At 73.2% G+C, this 15,480-nt stretch carries 16 protein-coding genes and 1 pseudogene; 8 read left to right on the top strand and 9 right to left on the bottom strand.

The features are described from left to right. Positions 1-125 precede the first annotated feature (125 nt). The gene (locus AB0910_RS12945; protein ID WP_366744640.1) at positions 126-515 is read left to right on the top strand and encodes a hypothetical protein; all 390 of its coding nucleotides are present in this window, start codon (positions 126-128) and stop codon (positions 513-515) included. 187 nt (positions 516-702) lie between these two features. On the opposite strand, the pseudogene AB0910_RS12940 reads toward AB0910_RS12945, so the two are convergent. Both AB0910_RS12940 and AB0910_RS12935 read right to left on the bottom strand, forming a co-directional pair. Beyond that, a pseudogene (locus AB0910_RS12940) lies at positions 703-858 on the bottom strand (carboxymuconolactone decarboxylase family protein); the annotation flags it as partial. 93 nt (positions 859-951) lie between these two features. After that, a complete protein-coding gene (locus tag AB0910_RS12935) occupies positions 952-1,803 on the bottom strand; it encodes a SigB/SigF/SigG family RNA polymerase sigma factor (protein ID WP_366744612.1) in 852 nt (283 codons plus the stop codon). Between the two features lie 336 nt (positions 1,804-2,139). Between AB0910_RS12935 and AB0910_RS12930 the strand changes: the two genes are divergently transcribed. Further along, entirely contained in the window at positions 2,140-3,492 is a 1,353-nt protein-coding gene (locus tag AB0910_RS12930) for a Vms1/Ankzf1 family peptidyl-tRNA hydrolase (RefSeq protein ID WP_366744611.1), read from the top strand. A 201-nt stretch (positions 3,493-3,693) separates the two neighbouring features. Here the strand turns inward: AB0910_RS12930 and AB0910_RS12925 are convergent, their stop codons facing one another. Continuing rightward, a complete protein-coding gene (locus AB0910_RS12925) occupies positions 3,694-4,125 on the bottom strand; it encodes an ANTAR domain-containing protein (protein WP_366744610.1) in 432 nt (143 codons plus the stop codon). A gap of 261 nt (positions 4,126-4,386) precedes the next feature. Here AB0910_RS12925 and AB0910_RS12920 point away from each other — a divergent pair, with 261 nt between their 5' ends. Then, complete coding sequence (locus AB0910_RS12920) at positions 4,387-4,938, top strand: DUF4232 domain-containing protein (protein ID WP_366744609.1); 552 nt, start codon at positions 4,387-4,389, stop codon at positions 4,936-4,938. A 358-nt stretch (positions 4,939-5,296) separates the two neighbouring features. On the opposite strand, the gene AB0910_RS12915 is transcribed toward AB0910_RS12920, so the two are convergent. Continuing rightward, on the bottom strand, positions 5,297-6,064 hold the full coding sequence (locus AB0910_RS12915) for a pentapeptide repeat-containing protein (protein ID WP_366744608.1): 768 nt from the start codon (positions 6,062-6,064) through the stop codon (positions 5,297-5,299). 257 nt (positions 6,065-6,321) lie between these two features. On the opposite strand from AB0910_RS12915, the gene AB0910_RS12910 reads away from it, so the two are divergent. Continuing rightward, positions 6,322-7,956, top strand: a complete 1,635-nt coding sequence (locus AB0910_RS12910; RefSeq protein ID WP_366744607.1) for an MFS transporter — start codon at positions 6,322-6,324, stop codon at positions 7,954-7,956. A gap of 889 nt (positions 7,957-8,845) precedes the next feature. On the opposite strand, the gene AB0910_RS12905 is transcribed toward AB0910_RS12910, so the two are convergent. The 4 genes from AB0910_RS12905 to AB0910_RS12890 form a co-directional block, all read right to left on the bottom strand. Continuing rightward, on the bottom strand, positions 8,846-9,097 hold the full coding sequence (locus AB0910_RS12905; RefSeq protein WP_366744606.1) for a hypothetical protein: 252 nt from the start codon (positions 9,095-9,097) through the stop codon (positions 8,846-8,848). 78 nt (positions 9,098-9,175) lie between these two features. Then, complete coding sequence (locus tag AB0910_RS12900; RefSeq protein ID WP_366744605.1) at positions 9,176-9,343, bottom strand: hypothetical protein; 168 nt, start codon at positions 9,341-9,343, stop codon at positions 9,176-9,178. Between the two features lie 47 nt (positions 9,344-9,390). Then, the gene (locus tag AB0910_RS12895) at positions 9,391-9,654 is read right to left on the bottom strand and encodes a hypothetical protein (RefSeq protein ID WP_366744604.1); all 264 of its coding nucleotides are present in this window, start codon (positions 9,652-9,654) and stop codon (positions 9,391-9,393) included. 84 nt (positions 9,655-9,738) lie between these two features. Next, entirely contained in the window at positions 9,739-10,041 is a 303-nt protein-coding gene (locus tag AB0910_RS12890) for a hypothetical protein (protein ID WP_366744639.1), read from the bottom strand. Between AB0910_RS12890 and AB0910_RS12885 the strand changes: the two genes are divergently transcribed. Further along, on the top strand, positions 9,987-10,205 hold the full coding sequence (locus tag AB0910_RS12885) for a DUF397 domain-containing protein (protein ID WP_366744603.1): 219 nt from the start codon (positions 9,987-9,989) through the stop codon (positions 10,203-10,205). The genes AB0910_RS12890 and AB0910_RS12885 overlap by 55 nt on opposite strands. 126 nt (positions 10,206-10,331) lie before the next feature. Here AB0910_RS12885 and AB0910_RS12880 read toward each other — a convergent pair whose 3' ends face one another. Continuing rightward, positions 10,332-11,615 carry an XRE family transcriptional regulator gene (locus AB0910_RS12880; RefSeq protein ID WP_366744602.1) on the bottom strand — a complete coding sequence of 428 codons (1,284 nt, stop codon included), beginning with the start codon at positions 11,613-11,615 and terminating at the stop codon, positions 10,332-10,334. A gap of 257 nt (positions 11,616-11,872) precedes the next feature. On the opposite strand from AB0910_RS12880, the gene AB0910_RS12875 reads away from it, so the two are divergent. Genes AB0910_RS12875 through AB0910_RS12865 form a run of 3 tightly spaced genes read left to right on the top strand, consistent with a single transcriptional unit; the run spans position 11,873 to position 15,463 of the window. After that, complete coding sequence (locus AB0910_RS12875; protein WP_366744601.1) at positions 11,873-12,907, top strand: dTDP-glucose 4,6-dehydratase; 1,035 nt, start codon at positions 11,873-11,875, stop codon at positions 12,905-12,907. Next, positions 12,897-13,910 carry an ATP-grasp domain-containing protein gene (locus AB0910_RS12870; RefSeq protein ID WP_366744600.1) on the top strand — a complete coding sequence of 338 codons (1,014 nt, stop codon included), beginning with the start codon at positions 12,897-12,899 and terminating at the stop codon, positions 13,908-13,910. The genes AB0910_RS12875 and AB0910_RS12870 overlap by 11 nt, the downstream gene beginning before the upstream one ends. After that, entirely contained in the window at positions 13,907-15,463 is a 1,557-nt protein-coding gene (locus AB0910_RS12865) for an aminotransferase class I/II-fold pyridoxal phosphate-dependent enzyme (RefSeq protein ID WP_366744599.1), read from the top strand. The genes AB0910_RS12870 and AB0910_RS12865 overlap by 4 nt, the downstream gene beginning before the upstream one ends. Positions 15,464-15,480: the final 17 nt, after the last annotated feature.

The following is a 15,480-nucleotide window of genomic DNA, read 5'->3' as shown; positions in this document are numbered from 1 at the left end:
GGTCTCACGCCGCCTGCGGGGACGCGGTGGCGCCGCCTTCGTGGGAGGCGGGTGCGTGGTGATACTGGCGGGCCACGGGGTCGCGGAGAGCCGGGGCCCGGGAGCGGTCGCACGGCGGCGGGGACATGATGCGCACACCATCACGGCGGGTCAGGATCACGGTCGGGCTGAGGGCCGGGGACGCGGAGACGGGCGCGGGCGCTGCCGCGCCCGAGGCGTGGTGGGCCGCCTCGGCCGACGCGCTCCTGCGGGGCATCGCGGAGCTGGGGGCCTGCGGCGGTACGGGCCCGCTGCACGCGACCCGCGACACCGCGCACTTCACGGCCGAGGTCCCGGTCGGCGTGGTGTCGGAGGCGGTGCGGCTGTGCATGAGCTGGATCGGCCGCTCGCCGCAGCGCACCGCCGAACTGACGGGCCCGCACGGCGACATGCTCCCCCTCGACGGCCGTCCGGGCCCCGGCGAGCAGGACCGCATCGCCACCTGGCTCGCGGCGAGCACGGCCCGCGGCGACTGAGCCCGGTCGGCCCCCGGCCGGCGGACCCGTTCCCGCGGCGCCGGGCCGGTGGCCGCGGGGCCGGCGCCGCGGGCCCTCGTGCCCCCGCGGGGAGCGGGAGGGGGGAGGGCCGCCGGAGGGTGACGTTGAGGCGGTTGAAGAGGTTGATGGTGCCGATCGCGAGGACGAGGGCGAGCGTCTCGCCCGCCTCCCGGGCCTCGCGCGCGTGCATGTCGAGGAAGCCGCTGCACCCGTTGACCTGGCTGGCCCCCAGGTGGACCAGGTTCAGGGTGTCGATCCGGCGCTCCTCCACGAGTGAGGGCGGCGCGGCGCGCACGCGCGGGGGCGCTGCCCGCAGGCACATGAAGGGGCGCGCCGCCCTGTGCCCGGGGCGGCGCGCCCGGTGTGCGGCCGTACGGCGCGCTCCGGCGTGCGCCGGGGCCGTACGGGGCCCGGATCAGGCTCGGTCGGCCATGACCTCTTCCCTGATGCGGGAGCAGGAGCGGCTCAGCAGCCGGGACACGTGCATCTGTGAGACGCCCAGGTCCTCGGCGATCTTGCTCTGCGTCATGTCGCGGAAGAACCGCAGGTAGAGCACCTTCCGCTCGCGCGGCGGCAGTTCGCACAGGCGCGGCTTGACGGTCTCGCGGTCTATCACCACGTCGATCGCCGGGTCGGGCTCGCCGAGGGTGTCGGCGAGCGCGGGCGCGTAGGAGTCGGCGGGGCCGTGGAACTGGGCGTCGAGCGACAGCGACGTGAAGCTCTCCATGGCCTCCATGCCGTCGGCGACCTCCTGCTCGGTGAGGCCGGCGTGGGCCGCGATCTCCGCGTTCGTCGGGGAGCGGCCCGACACCTCGCCGGTCTGCGCGAGCTCCTGGCGTGCCCTGCGGATGCGCCCGCGCAGGTCCTGCACGCGGCGCGGCACGTGCACGGTCCACATGTAGTCGCGGAAGTGGCGCTTCAACTCGCCGTCCACCGTGGGCACCGCGTAGCTCTCGAAGGCGATGCCCCGCGCGGGGTCGTAGCGCCGCACGGCCTTGACAAGGCCGAGCGCCGCGACCTGCCGCAGGTCTTCCAGGGACTCGCCGCGGTTGCGGTAGCGCCACGCCATGCGGTGTGCGAGCGGGAGCCAGGCGGTGACGACCTCCTGGCGTATGCGCTCACGCTCGGCCTCGGCCCCCGGCCCCTCGCCGGTCAGCCGCGCCAGGCGCTCGAAGGCCCCTGAGGTGTCGGGCGCGTCGTCGTGCGGGTGTTTCGGCGCGGTCCGCGGCCGCGCTGCGGCCGTGCGGGAAGACACGCTCGTTGCCATCTGTGCTCACCCATCCTCGAACGGTACGGACTCCTACCGCGGGGGGCGACTTCACGAACCAGACGCGCGCACGCCCGGAGGCAGGCAGCCGACCGCCCCCACGGACATGCCTCCGGTCCGAAGCACAACGGATACATCCCCGGTATGAAATGGATAAAACCTCACAAATAGGTCGAGCGTGCGGAGAGGTCGTGCATGCGGAGGGGGTGCGCCGTCTCCCCGTCTCCCTGTGCGTCTCCCGCGGCGACGTATAGCGCCGACATCGTCGGGTACCCGCCGCGTTCCAGGCGCTGTCGGCGCCGGTCAACAGAAACCGCTGGCCACCAGGAGGAGCACATGAACCTCGCACCCCTCGCGCCCCTGTACGAACGCCCGGGCCCGTGGGCCTCCGTGTACGTCGACGCCTCGGCCGCCGACCAGGCCCCGAACGGCCGCCGCGCACTGCTCGGCCGGCAGGTCTGCGACGACCTCGCCGCGCAGGGCGCCGACGAGGCCACCTGCAAGGCCGTACGCGGGGCACTCGACGCGTACGCGGCGGACGGCGCGGACGGCGCGAGCGGTTCCCGCGGCCCCGGCGGCAACGGGGGCTCGGCGCCCGGCGGCTCCGGCGGCCTCGCGATCTTCGCCACGGAGGGCGAGGTGGTGCTCGAACCGCCCCTCACCCTCGCGCCGGCGGCGGAGACCGCGGTGAGCTGGGGGCGGCTGCCGCACGTCGCGCCGCTGCTGGAGCTCGCGCCGCCGGAGCCGCGCTGCCTCGTCGCGTACATCGACCGCATAGGCGCCGACTTCGAGCTGCGCACGCCGACCGGGCGCGGCAGGCCGCTCGGCAGCGTGGACGGCGAGGACTGGCCGGTGCACCGCACGGCCACGTCCGAGTGGGACGAGCGGCACTTCCAGCTCAGCGTCGAGAACACCTGGGAGCAGAACGCGCGCAACACCGCGGACGCCCTCACGGCGAAGGTCGCCGAGACCGGTGCCGACCTGGTGCTCCTCGCGGGCGACGACAGGGAGCGGCGGACCGTGCGGGTCCACCTGCCGCGCGGGCTCAAGGCCGCCGTCGTGGAGTCCCCGCACGGCGGCCGCGCGCCCGGCGCCGACAGCAGGCTGCTCGACGAGGACGTGGCGGAGGCGATGCGGGCCTACGCCGAGGACCGCACGGCCGAGGAACTCGACCGCTTCCGCGCGGGCACCGCGGCGTCCGGCGGCCGCGCCGACGCGGCGGAGGGCGTGCCCGCGCTGGTCGAGGCGGCGCGGGAGCACCGCATCGGCACGCTGTTCCTCCAGCCGGACGGGTCGGACGCCAACCGCGAGGTCTGGGCGGGCGCCGCCCCGGACCAGCTCGCCATGCGACGCACGGACACCCGCTACCTGGGCGCGCCCGAGCCGTTCTCCGCGCGCGCCGACGACGCCCTGATCCGGGCCGCGACGATGACGGGCGCCGAGGTCGTCCTCGTACGGCCCGCGCCCGACGAGCGCGGCGACGGCATCGGCGAGCCGGCCCCCGACCGGGCCGAGGACGAGGCCGAGGACGACGAGGCCGTACGCGCCGAGCGGGAGCGTGCCCGCCGCCTCAAGGGCCCGACCGGCGGCCTCGGCGCGCTGCTGCGCTGGCCGTATGCGGCGCCCGGCCAGGAGGAGGCGGCGAGCGCCCCCGACACCGGCACGTCCGCGGCGGGCGGCGCCGCGTAGTAGCACCGCCCGGGCGCCGTACGCGTCGGGCACCGGGCGCGTACGGCCGCGACCGCGGGGACGCATCCGGCGCGGCGCGCGGCTCGACCGTGCGGCCCCGGCCCGCGGCGCGGTGGGGCGCGTACGCCGCCGGGCCGGGGCCGCACGGGGCCGCGCGCGGGCGGCTCGGCCGGCGGGCGGGGCCCCGGCGCAGGGGCAGAGTCAGTGCTGCGGGGAGCCGCCGCTGCCGTCGCGGGTGGCGTTGAGGCGGCGGAGCGACGCGTTGAGTGCCTCACGCACCGGCGGGGCGGGGGACGGCCCCTCCACGCCGTCGACCAGGCTCTGCGCGATGTCCCGCAGTTTGATGTTGGTGTGCTGGGAGACCTCGACCAGCACCCGCCACGCCTCGTCGGGCGTGCATCTGCCCGCGGCCATGACCACCCCGCGCGCCATGTCGATGACCGGGTGGGACTCCAGCGCGTGCCGCAGCCCGTCCACCTCGCGGCGCAGGCCCTCGGCCTCCAGCGTCGCCTCGACGGCACGGAACTGCGCCTCGTCCGAGGCCTCCCAGTCGCCGCCGGCCAGCGGGCCCCCGGGTACCGCCTCGTCGCGCGGCGCCTCGTCCGGCATCCGCTCGCTCCCCTGATCCTTCATGCGCGTCCCTGTCCGCAGTTCCCCGGTGCGCTTCCAGCCTGCCCCCGCGTAAGCGCGGGGGCCAGCCCACGGCCGCACGAAAAACGCCCCGCGCGGCCGCGGCCTCCTTGCACCGTCCGGGTGAGCGGGGCCGCGGTCGCGCGAGCCGGACCCGCGCGGGCGGTACTCGTAGCGGTACTCGTCCCGGCAGCCGTGGCGGCGCCGTCCGCGTGCCCAGTGCGCGAGATCAGGGGGCGAGGCTCGGAAGAAGGAGAACCGACCATGCACAACACGCGGAACACGCGTCGCACGGGCCGTACCGCCGCCGCGGCGGCCGCGGGCGCGCTGCTGCTCGCCGTTACGGCCGCGGCCACCGCCTCGGCCACGCCGGGCGCGGCACCGGCAGGCCCGCGCACCCCCACCTGCCGCACCGCCGACCTGAGCGCGAAGCTCCTGCAGCCTCTGGCGGGCGGCATGAACCACGCGGGCAGCACCCTCCAGCTCACCAACACCAGCCACCGCACCTGCGCCCTGCGCGGCTATCCCGGCCTCGGCCTCGAAGGCCCCGGCCACCGGGCCCTGCGCACCAGAACCGAATGGGGACCGACCTGGTACGCCGACACCCCGGCGGTCAGAACGCTGATCCTCCCGCCGGGGCGCCGGGCCCAGTCCGTGCTGTCCTGGACGCACACCGACTCGGCGGACAGCGCCGCGTACCTGGAGATCACCCCGCCCGCGGCGACCACCCACCTGACGGTCCCCTTCGACCAGCGGGTCGACGGCGGGGTCCTCCAGGTCACCGCGCTCTCCATCGACGTCCCGCTGCGCGGCTGACGGCCGGGGCGCCACCCCGCGGGCCGCGACCCGACGGCCGCCGACGACTCCCCGGCAGCGGCGCCGACGCCTGCCCAGCGGCGGCCCGTCGAACGGCACAGCTCGGGGGCGCGAGGTGGGCTCGGGGTGGGCGCGGGGTGGGCGCGCCGGGAATCTCCGCCGACTCTTTTTCTCGGGACATGACATACATCGAGCGGGCGGGGGCAGACGGAACGCTGCCGGTGCACCACCCCGGGAGGCGGACTCACACCCGCCTCCTCCCCCCACACCAGGGTTGCGCCGGAGCACTGCGAAGGCCCCGGTCATCCCCACGGACCGGGGCCTTCAAAATGCCCGGGTGCGCCGCGGGCCCGGCGGCTCAGTCCACCACCCGCACGCCCAGGCTCGCCGCGAACGCCGGTGCCAGGTCGAGCAGTTGCGCGGCGCTGATGACGGCGCCCGCCAGCCGTTCGAAGCCCTTGGCGATGTCGAGTTCGGCGGCGTCGCGCAGGTCCACGTCCTTCAGGGTCGCCGCCGTCAGATCCGCGCGGCGCAGCGCGCAGTCGCGGAAGTCGACGCGGGTGAGGACGGCGCCGCCGAAGTCGGGCTCGGCGAGCACGCACCCCTCGAAGACCACGTCCGTGAGGCGGGCCTGGCGCAGGTTCAGATAGTCGATCTTGCCGCCCCTGACCACCACCCGTTCGAGTACGGCGCCGTGCAGCTGGGTGCCGCCGAGGCGCGCGTCCACCACCTCGACGTCCCGCAGCGTCGCCCCGCCGAGCTCGGTGCCGACGCCCCGCACGCGCGTGAGGACCGAGTCGAGGAACCTGGCCCGGCCGAGCGCCGCCTCGTCCAGCGCGCAGTCCGTGAGGGCGCAGTCCATGAACCGCGCGCCCGGGCCCGACTGCCCCGCCAGGTCGGCCGCGAGGAACTCCAGGCCGTCGAAGTCGCCGTCCGCCTCCAGCGCGCCCTCGTACGGCACCAGCGGGGGCAGCCGCACGTCGGGGCGGCGCGCGGGGGCCACCCGGTCCGCAGGGGGCCGCCCGCCCGCCGCCCCCGTCGTCCTCTTCGTCTTGATCGCCTTCGTCGTCTTCGTCGTCTTCGTCGCCCGCGTCGGCCTCGCCACCATCCGCCCATCCTGGCGCATGCCACGGACAGTGCGGCCGGTGCCGCGGGGCCTGCCGCCCGGGCCACCGCTCCCGCCGGGGCCCCGGGCCACCGGGCCCTCGGCCATCGAATCGCAGGCCGCGCCGGGTGCTGGCATGCTCGAAAGGGCGGGCTGCGCCCCGCGCGAAGAAAAAAGCCACGACCCCGGTGACTTAATTCATCACACCATGAATAATAATCGGGTACGGGGTCCCGTCCGGGCCCCCTCACGCGATCCTCCTGTTAGGACGACGCTCGATGAGCAATCCGGCGACACCCACACCCCCGTCAGGCACCCCGGGCTCTGGCCCCCGCACCTCAGTCGGCGCGACCCGGGACAGGCCTGCGGCCGAGCGCGGCGGACCCCAGCAGGACGCGCACCGCTGGTGGGCGCTCGCGGTCATCGCGCTGGCGCAGCTGATGGTCGTGCTCGACGCCACCATCGTGAACATCGCCCTGCCGTCCGCCCAGCGCGACCTGGGGATCAGCACGGGCAACCGGCAGTGGGTGGTCACGGCGTACACCCTCGCGTTCGGCGGGCTGCTGCTGCTCGGCGGCCGCATCGCCGACCTGGTCGGCAGGAAGCGCACGTTCATGATCGGCCTGGTCGGCTTCGCCGTCGCCTCCGCGCTCGGCGGCGCCGCGCAGAGCTCGGCCATGCTGTTCGGCGCCCGCGCGCTCCAGGGCGTGTTCGCCGCGGTGCTCGCGCCGTCCGCGCTCTCGCTGCTGACGACGACCTTCACCGACGGCAGGGAGCGCTCGAAGGCGTTCGGCATCTACGGCGCGATCGCCGGCGGCGGCGCCGCGATCGGCCTGCTGCTCGGCGGTGTGCTCACGCAGTACCTGGACTGGCGCTGGTGCCTGTACGTGAACGTGGCCATCGCCGCGATCGCACTCCTCGGCGCGTTCATGCTGCTGCACGACCGCGAGGGGCACCGCGACGCGCGCCTCGACATCCCCGGCGTGGTCCTCGGCTGCGGCGGCCTGATCGCCATCGTGTACGGGCTGAGCGAGGCGGAGTCGCGCGGCTGGTCCTCGTCCCTGGTGCTGGCCCTGATCACCGGCGGCGTCGCGCTGCTCGCGGTGTTCGCGGCCTGGCAGAGCCGGGCGGCGCACCCGCTGCTGCCGCTGCACGTCATCGGCGACCGCTCGCGCGGGGGCGCGGTGCTCACGACATGCCTGTCGACGATCGGCCTCTTCGGGATGTTCCTGTTCATGACGTTCTACCTGCAGAACGTCCTCGGCTACTCGGCGCTCAAGGCGGGCCTCGCGTTCCTGCCCATGTCCGGGATGATCATCCTCGGTTCGACGCAGATCTCCGCGCGGCTGCTGAACCGCGTCGCGCCGCGCTATCTGATCAGCCCCGGGCTGCTGATGGCGGCGGGTGCGCTGTACTTCCTGACGTTCCTCGACGTGCACTCGACGTACGCGGCGCACATCCTGCCCGGCACGCTCCTGCTGGGCCTCGGCCTGGGCCTCGTCTTCATGCCGGCCATCTCCACCGCGACCTCCGGGGTCGCGCCGCGCGACGCGGGCGTCGCCTCGGCGACGGTCAACACCGCGCAGCAGGTGGGCGGTTCGATCGGCACCGCGCTGCTGAACACCATCGCGGCCACCATCACGAGCTCCTGGCTCGCCGGCCACATCCCCGCTGCGGTCGCCGAGAACAACGGCCGCCTGACCGCGGCCCAGCGCCACCTCCTCACCAACGAGGGCGTCACCCACGGCTTCACCGTCGCCATCGGCTGGGCCGCCCTGATCATGCTCGCCGCGTCGGTGACCGCCTTCCTGATGATCAACGCCAGGCCCGGCGGCAGGGGCGGTCCCGCTGCCGCCACATCCGAGGACACCGACCGCGCCCCGGCGCACGAGACCCGTGCGACGCCCCGCTGAGCCCCGGGCCCGCCGCGCGTGCGCAGTCGGGGTGCGCCAGGCGTGTGTCACACCGTCCTGACATGCACGAACCCAAGGGCGGTGAATCCTTCCGCGCGGCACAGACAGTCCGATGCGCCGCCCACTTCGGTCTGGAGCAGCCGGCAGGCGGCGCCGGCCCCAGCGCATGGCGGCGCGCTGAAGACAGCGGCGAGAACCGGTCCGCAGCGCCCGGCCTGGACCGGCCGGTCGAGGAAGGCGAAGCCGTAAGCCGCCATGGTCTCGGCAAAGGCCGTGAAAGTGCGGCGTACGGGAACGGGCCAGTCGCCGAGCCTGCGGACCGGGCCGTCCGGGGCGGGACAGTGCCGCGCCGTGAAGCACGGCACCGCAGCGACCGTAGGCGAAGACCCTCACTGCTCCCTCGCCTCGGATGCCCAGGGTGGGGACGAGGGTGTGATCGGGTTGGTGCACCACGTTGCCGGGGAGGACGGCATCCTGCTTCTCCGTGCCCCAGCGGCGGTCCTTGTCGTACGGCAGGAAGTGCCGGTCAGTAGCGGCCGCGACGAGAGTGGCTTCGAAGAGATCGACGGTCAGGGCGTGCGGGTGGACGGGGCCGAGGGTGGGCACGACCGGTGCGGTGAGCACGAGGCGCAGCCAGCCCCAGCGGAAGAGCATGCGGGCACCTCAGCGCTGTACGTGAGGGTGCTCCGGCCCGTCGCGAGAACGGACCGGGGCACGATGGAATGGGTTTGGGATCAGTGGCAGGCAGCTGCTCCAGGGCGGCACAGGCGTGGTCGAGCGAGGCGATGGTTTCCTCGCGGTGGTGGAGGCGGGCGTGCGCGCGGGCCGCGAGGGGGCGGCCGGCGTGGGGCCGGCGCACGGGATGGGGCCTGCCAAGTGGCGGGCGCGCTCACTTGATCACGCGGCAGTAGGGGGCCTTCGAGAGTGTCGCGTATGCCAGCTCGTAGACCTCGAACTTGCGGCGCCGGAAGGCGCGGACCTTCTCGCTGCGCTCCTCGTCGCCGGGGAACTCCATGCTGCCCTCGATGCGGGCCCTGATGGTGTCGGAGTCGGCGTGCAAGAGGAGATGGTGCACTTCGACGCCGTCCTTGGCCAGGGCATCGAAGATCTCTTCGGCGTACTCGCGGCGCAGCAGCGTCATCGGCGCGATGACCGGCCCGCCCTGGGTCTGGCGGTCGAGCTCGGCGCAAAGGCCGGCGACCAGGGTGCGCCAGGCCGGTTAGTCCTGGAAGTCCTTATGCCGGGTGGGGTGGTCGCCGATGCTCTTGCGCAGGACGAAGCCGATCTCCTCGGGGTCGGTGATCAGGCTGGTGGGGAGCTGGCGGTGGAGCAGGCGGGCGGTGGTGGTCTTGCCGCCGCCGAAGGGACCGTTGACCCAGATGATCATGCGCGTCTTCTCGGTGCCGATCCCCGACCGGTGTCCGGCCGGGCTGGTCACTGCTGGTGGACGGTGGGCTCGGGGTGGGGAAGGAGGGGGAGGCGCCGCTGGTGGTAGTTGGCGTGGAAGCGGTCCGCGTGCACGACCCAGAGGCGGTCCAGTTCCAGGGGCGTGCCCGTGGCGGGGACGGTGAGGGCGACGGTGTGCCGGCCCGGGGTGACGGTCAGGGCAGCGTGATCGTACGAGTTAAGCCGGGTGGAGCGGGGCCGCAGATGGACGGCGAACAGGCCACGGGCCTGCTCGGCGAAGGTGACGTGCATCTCGCCGAGTTGACCCGGGCGGAGAGCGGGCGGAACGGTGATGTCGAGAGGGTCCAGAGTCGACGGGAGGCTGAGCGCGGGTCCTCACTTGGGGCAGTGCAGGGTACGTCGGCCGGTGAGGCCGAGTGGGCTGGTCAGGTGCTCGAACTCCCGGGGCGCGCCGCAGTATCCGCAGGCGGGCGCGGGCGCCCAGCGCACGGTGCGGTGGTGGGCGCGGGCAGCGGTGAGCTGCCGGGAGAAGGTGCCGCCGCGGGTACGGCTGAGGATCTCAAGGGCGGTTCGCCTCCACCGAAGGCTCTGCTCCTCGACGCGCTCCTTCCACCCCTTGTCCGGTGTGCGGGCGGCGGCCAGGAGCGTCTCCAGGGCGGTCTGCCGGTAGGAGGTCATCTCCTCCACTCCACGCAGGCGGACAGGTCCGCGTCCGGGCGCCGGTCGAGATCGGCGTGCGTGGCTCCAAGAACAAGCCGGGTCCCGCGCTCCGCCTCCCGAAGTCATCGTGGTCCACGTTCCTGACCGGCGTCCGCGCAGGCGAGTTGGACCCGCGCGCCTGATACGCGCTCGTCGCGCCGAAAGGCGGCGGCCCCCTCAGACACAGTGAGGGGGCCGTCGTCGTCGTTCTACCCATCTCCTCTGCGTAGCTCGGGAATACGGCTGGCTGCGCATGGTGGTGTGGCCCCTCACGCCATGGCATCGAGGCTGTGCCGTGCGTAGGAGTGGAGGTCGCGCACTATGGGGGTGTTGCGGTATGGCTTCAGCGATGTCCGCAGGGTGTCTCGGACCAGGTCGAGGCAGCGGGAGGCGCCCGTGCTCAGCGCTGTGTCCAGCGCTGAGCGGGTGTCGGCGACGGCGGCGTCGAGGTGGTGGTTGGCGAGGGCGGTGTGGGCGCGGTAGGTGAGCATGATGGCTCGGGTCCTCTCGCGGGTGGGATCCAGCAGGCACAGGCCCTCGTCGAGGGCGGCTGCGGCGCGCTGCGGGTTGTCCAGGTCGAGCCAGCAGCGGCCTGCGTCGACGGCGAGGTCGGCCGGTGACATCCATGCGACCCACGCTGGGGCTGTCCTTGAGTGACCGCGTTCCAATTGGTGTTCGGCCTCGCTCAGGGCCCGTGTCGTGCCGGTGCTGTCGTGCAGGGCGGCGAGGGCGCGGGCGCGGCGTACATCCAGCAGGGAGCGGGCGGTCGCGTGGCGGGTCCGCGCGCGAGCGTGGGTGAGGATGTCGACGGCGTCGCGGGGGTGGCCAAGCCAGGTGGCGGAGTAGGCGAGGTCGGACAGGATGCCGGCTCCCAGGTCGCGGTCGTCGGCGGCGTGGGCGGCGTGGAGGGCCGTTCGCCAGTGGCGTTGTGCTGAGGCGTGGCGGGCTTGGTCGAAGTGGCGCCAGGCGTTGCACTGCGCGGCCTGGGCCAGCACGGTGCACAGTCGGCGGCCGGTGGGCTCGTCGTAGCGGGCGGTGTCGAGCAGGCTGATGGTGGCGCGCATGGCGGCGCTCAAGAGGTCGACGCATTCCTGCGGAGAGGTGTTCGAGAGGGCGGGAAGGGTATTGACGCTGTTCTCCAGCCAGGTCAGCAGCCCTTCGTCGACACCGTGTCCGGCCAGCGCGCCGGCCAGGCGTTCAGGTTCGACGCTCGCCCAGGTGGCCGCCATGCCGACCAGGGAGCCGGTGGTCAGGGCGAGGAAGGTGCGGCGGTCGGGACGGTCAAGTTCCACCAGTGCCTCCGTGTGGGCTGCGCGAGCCCCCGCAGGGTTGAAGGGCAGCGGATGGTCGTAGGCGGGGAGCCACCACGGCCACCCCGCCGCCCGTACATGCTCCACAGCGACTCCGAACACGTCGGCCAGCAGTTCCTGGTAGAGGTCGCTGGGCGCGCCGACCCGTCCGTGCTCCCAGCGGTAGATCCGGCTGCGGTCGGCGCAGGCGCGCAAGCCGCGGCGCGCCGCGGCCAGGTTCAGGTGCCGGGCGAGCTTGTCCATGCTCCATCCGCGCTGTTCGCGCACGTAGGTCAGCGGATGCGGTAGGGCCTCGGTACTCACGCATCTCCCCAACTCTGTTCTCCCCACAGCACGGTAGCGACCGGCTTCGGCCGACGGGCCTACATCGGGGATACAGACCTCACGGCGCGCGTGGATCACTGTGGATGTGCTCGGCCAGACGCCGAGAACTCTCGACGGTCTCCGGTTCTGTGCCCGTGCGCTCTCGACCGGAGCCGCCACCCTCCCGGGAGGCATCCATGAGACACGTACTGGTCACCGGCGGCGCCGGCTTCATCGGCTCGCACTTCGTCAAGCGGATCATCCAGGCCGAGGACGTCGCCCGCGTGAGTGTCCTCGACGCCCTCACCTACGCCGGTCACATCGAGAACCTGGGCACCGCCTGCCTGTCCGACAAGGTGCGCTTCGTCCATGGCGACGTCCGGGACGCCGCGGTCGTCGACGCGTTGATGGCGGACGGCATCAACGCGGTGGTGCACTTCGCGGCCGAGTCCCACGTGGACCGCTCCTACGGTGCGGCCGGCGGGTTCCTGTCCACGAACGTGCTGGGCACCCAGGTCCTCGTGGACGCCGCGCACCGCCACGGTGTCGGCAAGTTCGTCCATGTCTCGACCGACGAGGTCTACGGCCCGCTCACCCAGGGCACGGCGAGCGAGGAGGCAGCGCTGCGCCCCACCGTGCCCTACGCCGTGTCCAAGGCGGCCGGCGACCTGGTCGCGTTGGGCGCTCACCGCACTCTCGGGCTGCCGGTGTGCGTGACCCGCAGCAGCAACAACTACGGGCCCTACCAGTACCCGGAGAAGATCATTCCCCTGTTCGTCACGCGGCTCCTGCGCGGCCTGCCCGTCACCCTGCACGACCGCGGGCAGCACGTGCGCAACTGGCTGCACGTCGCAGACAACTGCGCCGGTATCGAGGCGGTCCTGCGCGACGGCCGGCCTGGGGAGGTCTACAACCTCGGCGGCGGGACCGACCTGTCCAGCAAGGAACTGACCGGTTACCTGCTGAACCTCTGCGGCGCCGCCTGGGATGCGGTCGCCTACATCCCCGACCGGCCGGCCAACGACCTCCGGTACTCCATCGACTGGACCAAGGCCCGTGACCAGCTGGGCTACCGGCCGCAGCACAGCCTGGTGGACGGACTCGCCGAGACCACTGAGTGGTACCGGCGCAACCCCGACCGCTGGGCCCCGCTGACGACTGCCGCCCTGTGCACGGTCCTGTCCTCCACCTGCCGGCTGCCCGCCCCGCTGGAGACGCCCCGTGGCCACTGACCGGCTTGAACCGCGCCGCATCCTCGTCACCGGTGTGGGCGCCAACCCCGGCTTCGGCCTCACCCGCAGCCTCACCCGCCTCGGGCATCACGTCGTCGCTGCGGACGCCAACCCCCTCGCCCCCGGCTTCCTCCTCCCGGGCATCACCCCCCAGCTCATTCCCCTGACCACCGATCCCGGGTACGGCCCCCGCCTCGCGCAGCTGTGCCTGCACCACGGGATCGACGCGATCGTGCCGGCCATCGAGAACGACCTCCCACCGATGCTGCGCATGGCCGCGCGCCTGGAGGAAGCCGGGGTACGCCTATGGCTTCCCGGCCCCGCCTCCGTCCACGCGTGCATCGACAAGGCCGCCTTCCAGCAGGTGCTCACCGAGCACGGCGTGCCCACACCCCGCACGTGGTGGGGTGGCACCCTTGACCAAGTCCCCGACGACACCGAGCTGGTGGTCAAGCCCCGACGCGGCCACGGCGCCCAGCACGTCCACTTCGTCGACAACCGACGCCACGCCCTGCTGCTGAGCGAGCTGGTGCCCGAGGCGCTGGTGCAGAGGCGGGTGCGTGGAGTCGAGTTCACCGCGGACTGCCTCGTCGACCGCTCCGCACGGGCCTCGGTGATCCTGCGCCGCCGGAACCTGGTGAAGGCCGGACTCGCCACCGTCTCCACCACCTTCCACGACCCCGCCGTCCTCGACCTCGTCCGCGCGACGCTGCGCGCGGTCCGTGCCGAGGGCCTGTGTTGCGTACAGGGCTTCATCCAGGACAGCGGCGCCCACACCATCACCGAGCTGAACTTGCGTATCGCCGGCGGCTTCCCGCTGAGTGAGGCCGCAGGAGCCGACCTCGTCGGCCAGATGGTGGCCGGGCTGTTCGGCCTGCCCATCGACCACGATCAACTCGCCTACCGGCCCGGAGTGTTCCTGACCAACTACATCGAGACGCTGGCCGTCGGCGACGCCGCTGACCTGGAGCGCATCGTCATCACAGAGGAGCCCGCCGCATGACCACGCCCCGTCCCGACCACCGACGCAACGCCAGCCCCTTCCTCAACGGGACCGAACCGGACGCCGTCGCCCGCGTGCTGGAGAGCGGCCAGTACGGACACACCGACGTCACCGAGGAGTTCGAGCACCGGATCGCCGCCTACCTCGGCGTGCCCGACGCGGTGGCCGTCACCTCCGGCACCGCCGCCCTGCACAGCGCCCTGCTCGCCGCCGACATCGTCCCCGGCGACGAAGTGATCGTGCCCTCCATGACCTTCTGCGCCACCGTGCAGGCCATCCTCGCCGTCGGCGCGACCCCGCGGTTCATTGACATCGACCCGGCCACCCTGTGCGTCACGCCCCAGCTGATCGAGGAGGCCGTCACCGACGCCACAGCAGCCGTCCTCCCCGTCCTCTTCGGCGGCCGCGCCATCGACCTCACCCCGATCCACGACCACCTGAACGAGCGGGGCATCAGCGTCATCGCGGACGCCGCACACGCCTTCGGTTCCCGCAACGGCACCCACCTCGTCGGCAGCGACAGCGCAACCCTGACCTGCTTCTCCTTCGGGCCGATCAAAAACCTGACCTGCGGCCAAGGCGGCGCCGTCATCCCCCGCACCCCCGAAGAGGCCGCCACACTCCGCAGGCTCCGCCTCCTGGGCGTCGCGCAATCCCAGAGCGAGCGCGCCGAAACCACCACCTACCAGGTGGCCGGCTTCGGCCTGCGCTACCAGCTCTCGGCCCTCAACGCGGCCATCGGCCTGGCACAGCTCGACACCTTCGACACCACCGCCGCCACCCGCCGCCGCCTCTGGCACACCTACCGGGACGCCCTCACCGAACTGGACGGCGTGGCCCTCATCGACGTCGGCCCCGACCACGCGGTCCCGCACCTGTGCCAGGTCCGCGTGCAGCACCGCGACGACGTCTTCGCACACCTGCGCAAGGCGGGCATCGGCGTCGGCGTGCACTACCCGCCCAACCACCTCCAGCCCGCCTTCGCTCTCTGGTCGCGCCCCTTGCCCGCCACCGAGCAGGTCGGCACGGAAATTCTGAGCCTCCCCTTTCACCAGCACCTCACCGAGGCCGAAATCCACCACGTCGTCACCAGCCTCAGGGACGCCCTCCAGCACGCGGGGGGGCGCGTGATGCCCACCAAGCTGCTGACTGTGTGCCTGGGCAACTACTGCCGCAGCCCGTTCGCCCAGCTCGCCCTGACCCGCCGCAGCGGTCCAGCCGTGGCGGTCCGCTCCGCCGGACTCATCAGCAAGTGGCAGGACCAGCCCGCCAACCCGACGATGACCAAGGCGGCCCGGCGGCTGGGCTACGACCTCACCGCCCACCGCGGCCGGCACATCACCCTGGAGATGCTGCGCTGGGCGGACACCGTCCTCGCCATGGACGCCTCCGTCCTCACCACACTGCGGACCGTATTCGGACCGCGGTACGAGAGCAAGACGGGCCTCTACCTCGACGACCACGACGTTCCCGACCCCATAGGCCAGGACGACGCGTCGTTCTTCGAGTGCGCCGTGATGATCGAGGCGGGCACCGCCCTGCACCTCACCTAGCCCGGCTCCTTCGGGAG

The organism is Streptomyces sp. NPDC047002 (genome assembly GCF_040704505.1).
Taxonomy (GTDB): domain Bacteria; phylum Actinomycetota; class Actinomycetes; order Streptomycetales; family Streptomycetaceae; genus Streptomyces.
Note: the sequence above shows the minus strand (reverse complement) of the source record. Positions and strands in the feature narration are given on the sequence as shown.

Coding starts and splice junctions, on each gene's coding strand:
- AB0910_RS12935 (WP_366744612.1), bottom strand. CDS start 1,803: ATGGCAACGAGCGTGTCTTCCCGCACGGCCGCAGCGCGGCCGCGGACC.
- AB0910_RS12945 (WP_366744640.1), top strand. CDS start 126: ATGATGCGCACACCATCACGGCGGGTCAGGATCACGGTCGGGCTGAGG.
- AB0910_RS12895 (WP_366744604.1), bottom strand. CDS start 9,654: ATGCACGTCACCTTCGCCGAGCAGGCCCGTGGCCTGTTCGCCGTCCAT.
- AB0910_RS12865 (WP_366744599.1), top strand. CDS start 13,907: ATGACCACGCCCCGTCCCGACCACCGACGCAACGCCAGCCCCTTCCTC.
- AB0910_RS12925 (WP_366744610.1), bottom strand. CDS start 4,125: ATGAAGGATCAGGGGAGCGAGCGGATGCCGGACGAGGCGCCGCGCGAC.
- AB0910_RS12910 (WP_366744607.1), top strand. CDS start 6,322: ATGAGCAATCCGGCGACACCCACACCCCCGTCAGGCACCCCGGGCTCT.
- AB0910_RS12920 (WP_366744609.1), top strand. CDS start 4,387: ATGCACAACACGCGGAACACGCGTCGCACGGGCCGTACCGCCGCCGCG.
- AB0910_RS12875 (WP_366744601.1), top strand. CDS start 11,873: ATGAGACACGTACTGGTCACCGGCGGCGCCGGCTTCATCGGCTCGCAC.
- AB0910_RS12905 (WP_366744606.1), bottom strand. CDS start 9,097: ATGACGCTGCTGCGCCGCGAGTACGCCGAAGAGATCTTCGATGCCCTG.
- AB0910_RS12915 (WP_366744608.1), bottom strand. CDS start 6,064: ATGCGCCAGGATGGGCGGATGGTGGCGAGGCCGACGCGGGCGACGAAG.
- AB0910_RS12900 (WP_366744605.1), bottom strand. CDS start 9,343: ATGATCATCTGGGTCAACGGTCCCTTCGGCGGCGGCAAGACCACCACC.
- AB0910_RS12890 (WP_366744639.1), bottom strand. CDS start 10,041: ATGACCTCCTACCGGCAGACCGCCCTGGAGACGCTCCTGGCCGCCGCC.
- AB0910_RS12930 (WP_366744611.1), top strand. CDS start 2,140: ATGAACCTCGCACCCCTCGCGCCCCTGTACGAACGCCCGGGCCCGTGG.
- AB0910_RS12880 (WP_366744602.1), bottom strand. CDS start 11,615: ATGGACAAGCTCGCCCGGCACCTGAACCTGGCCGCGGCGCGCCGCGGC.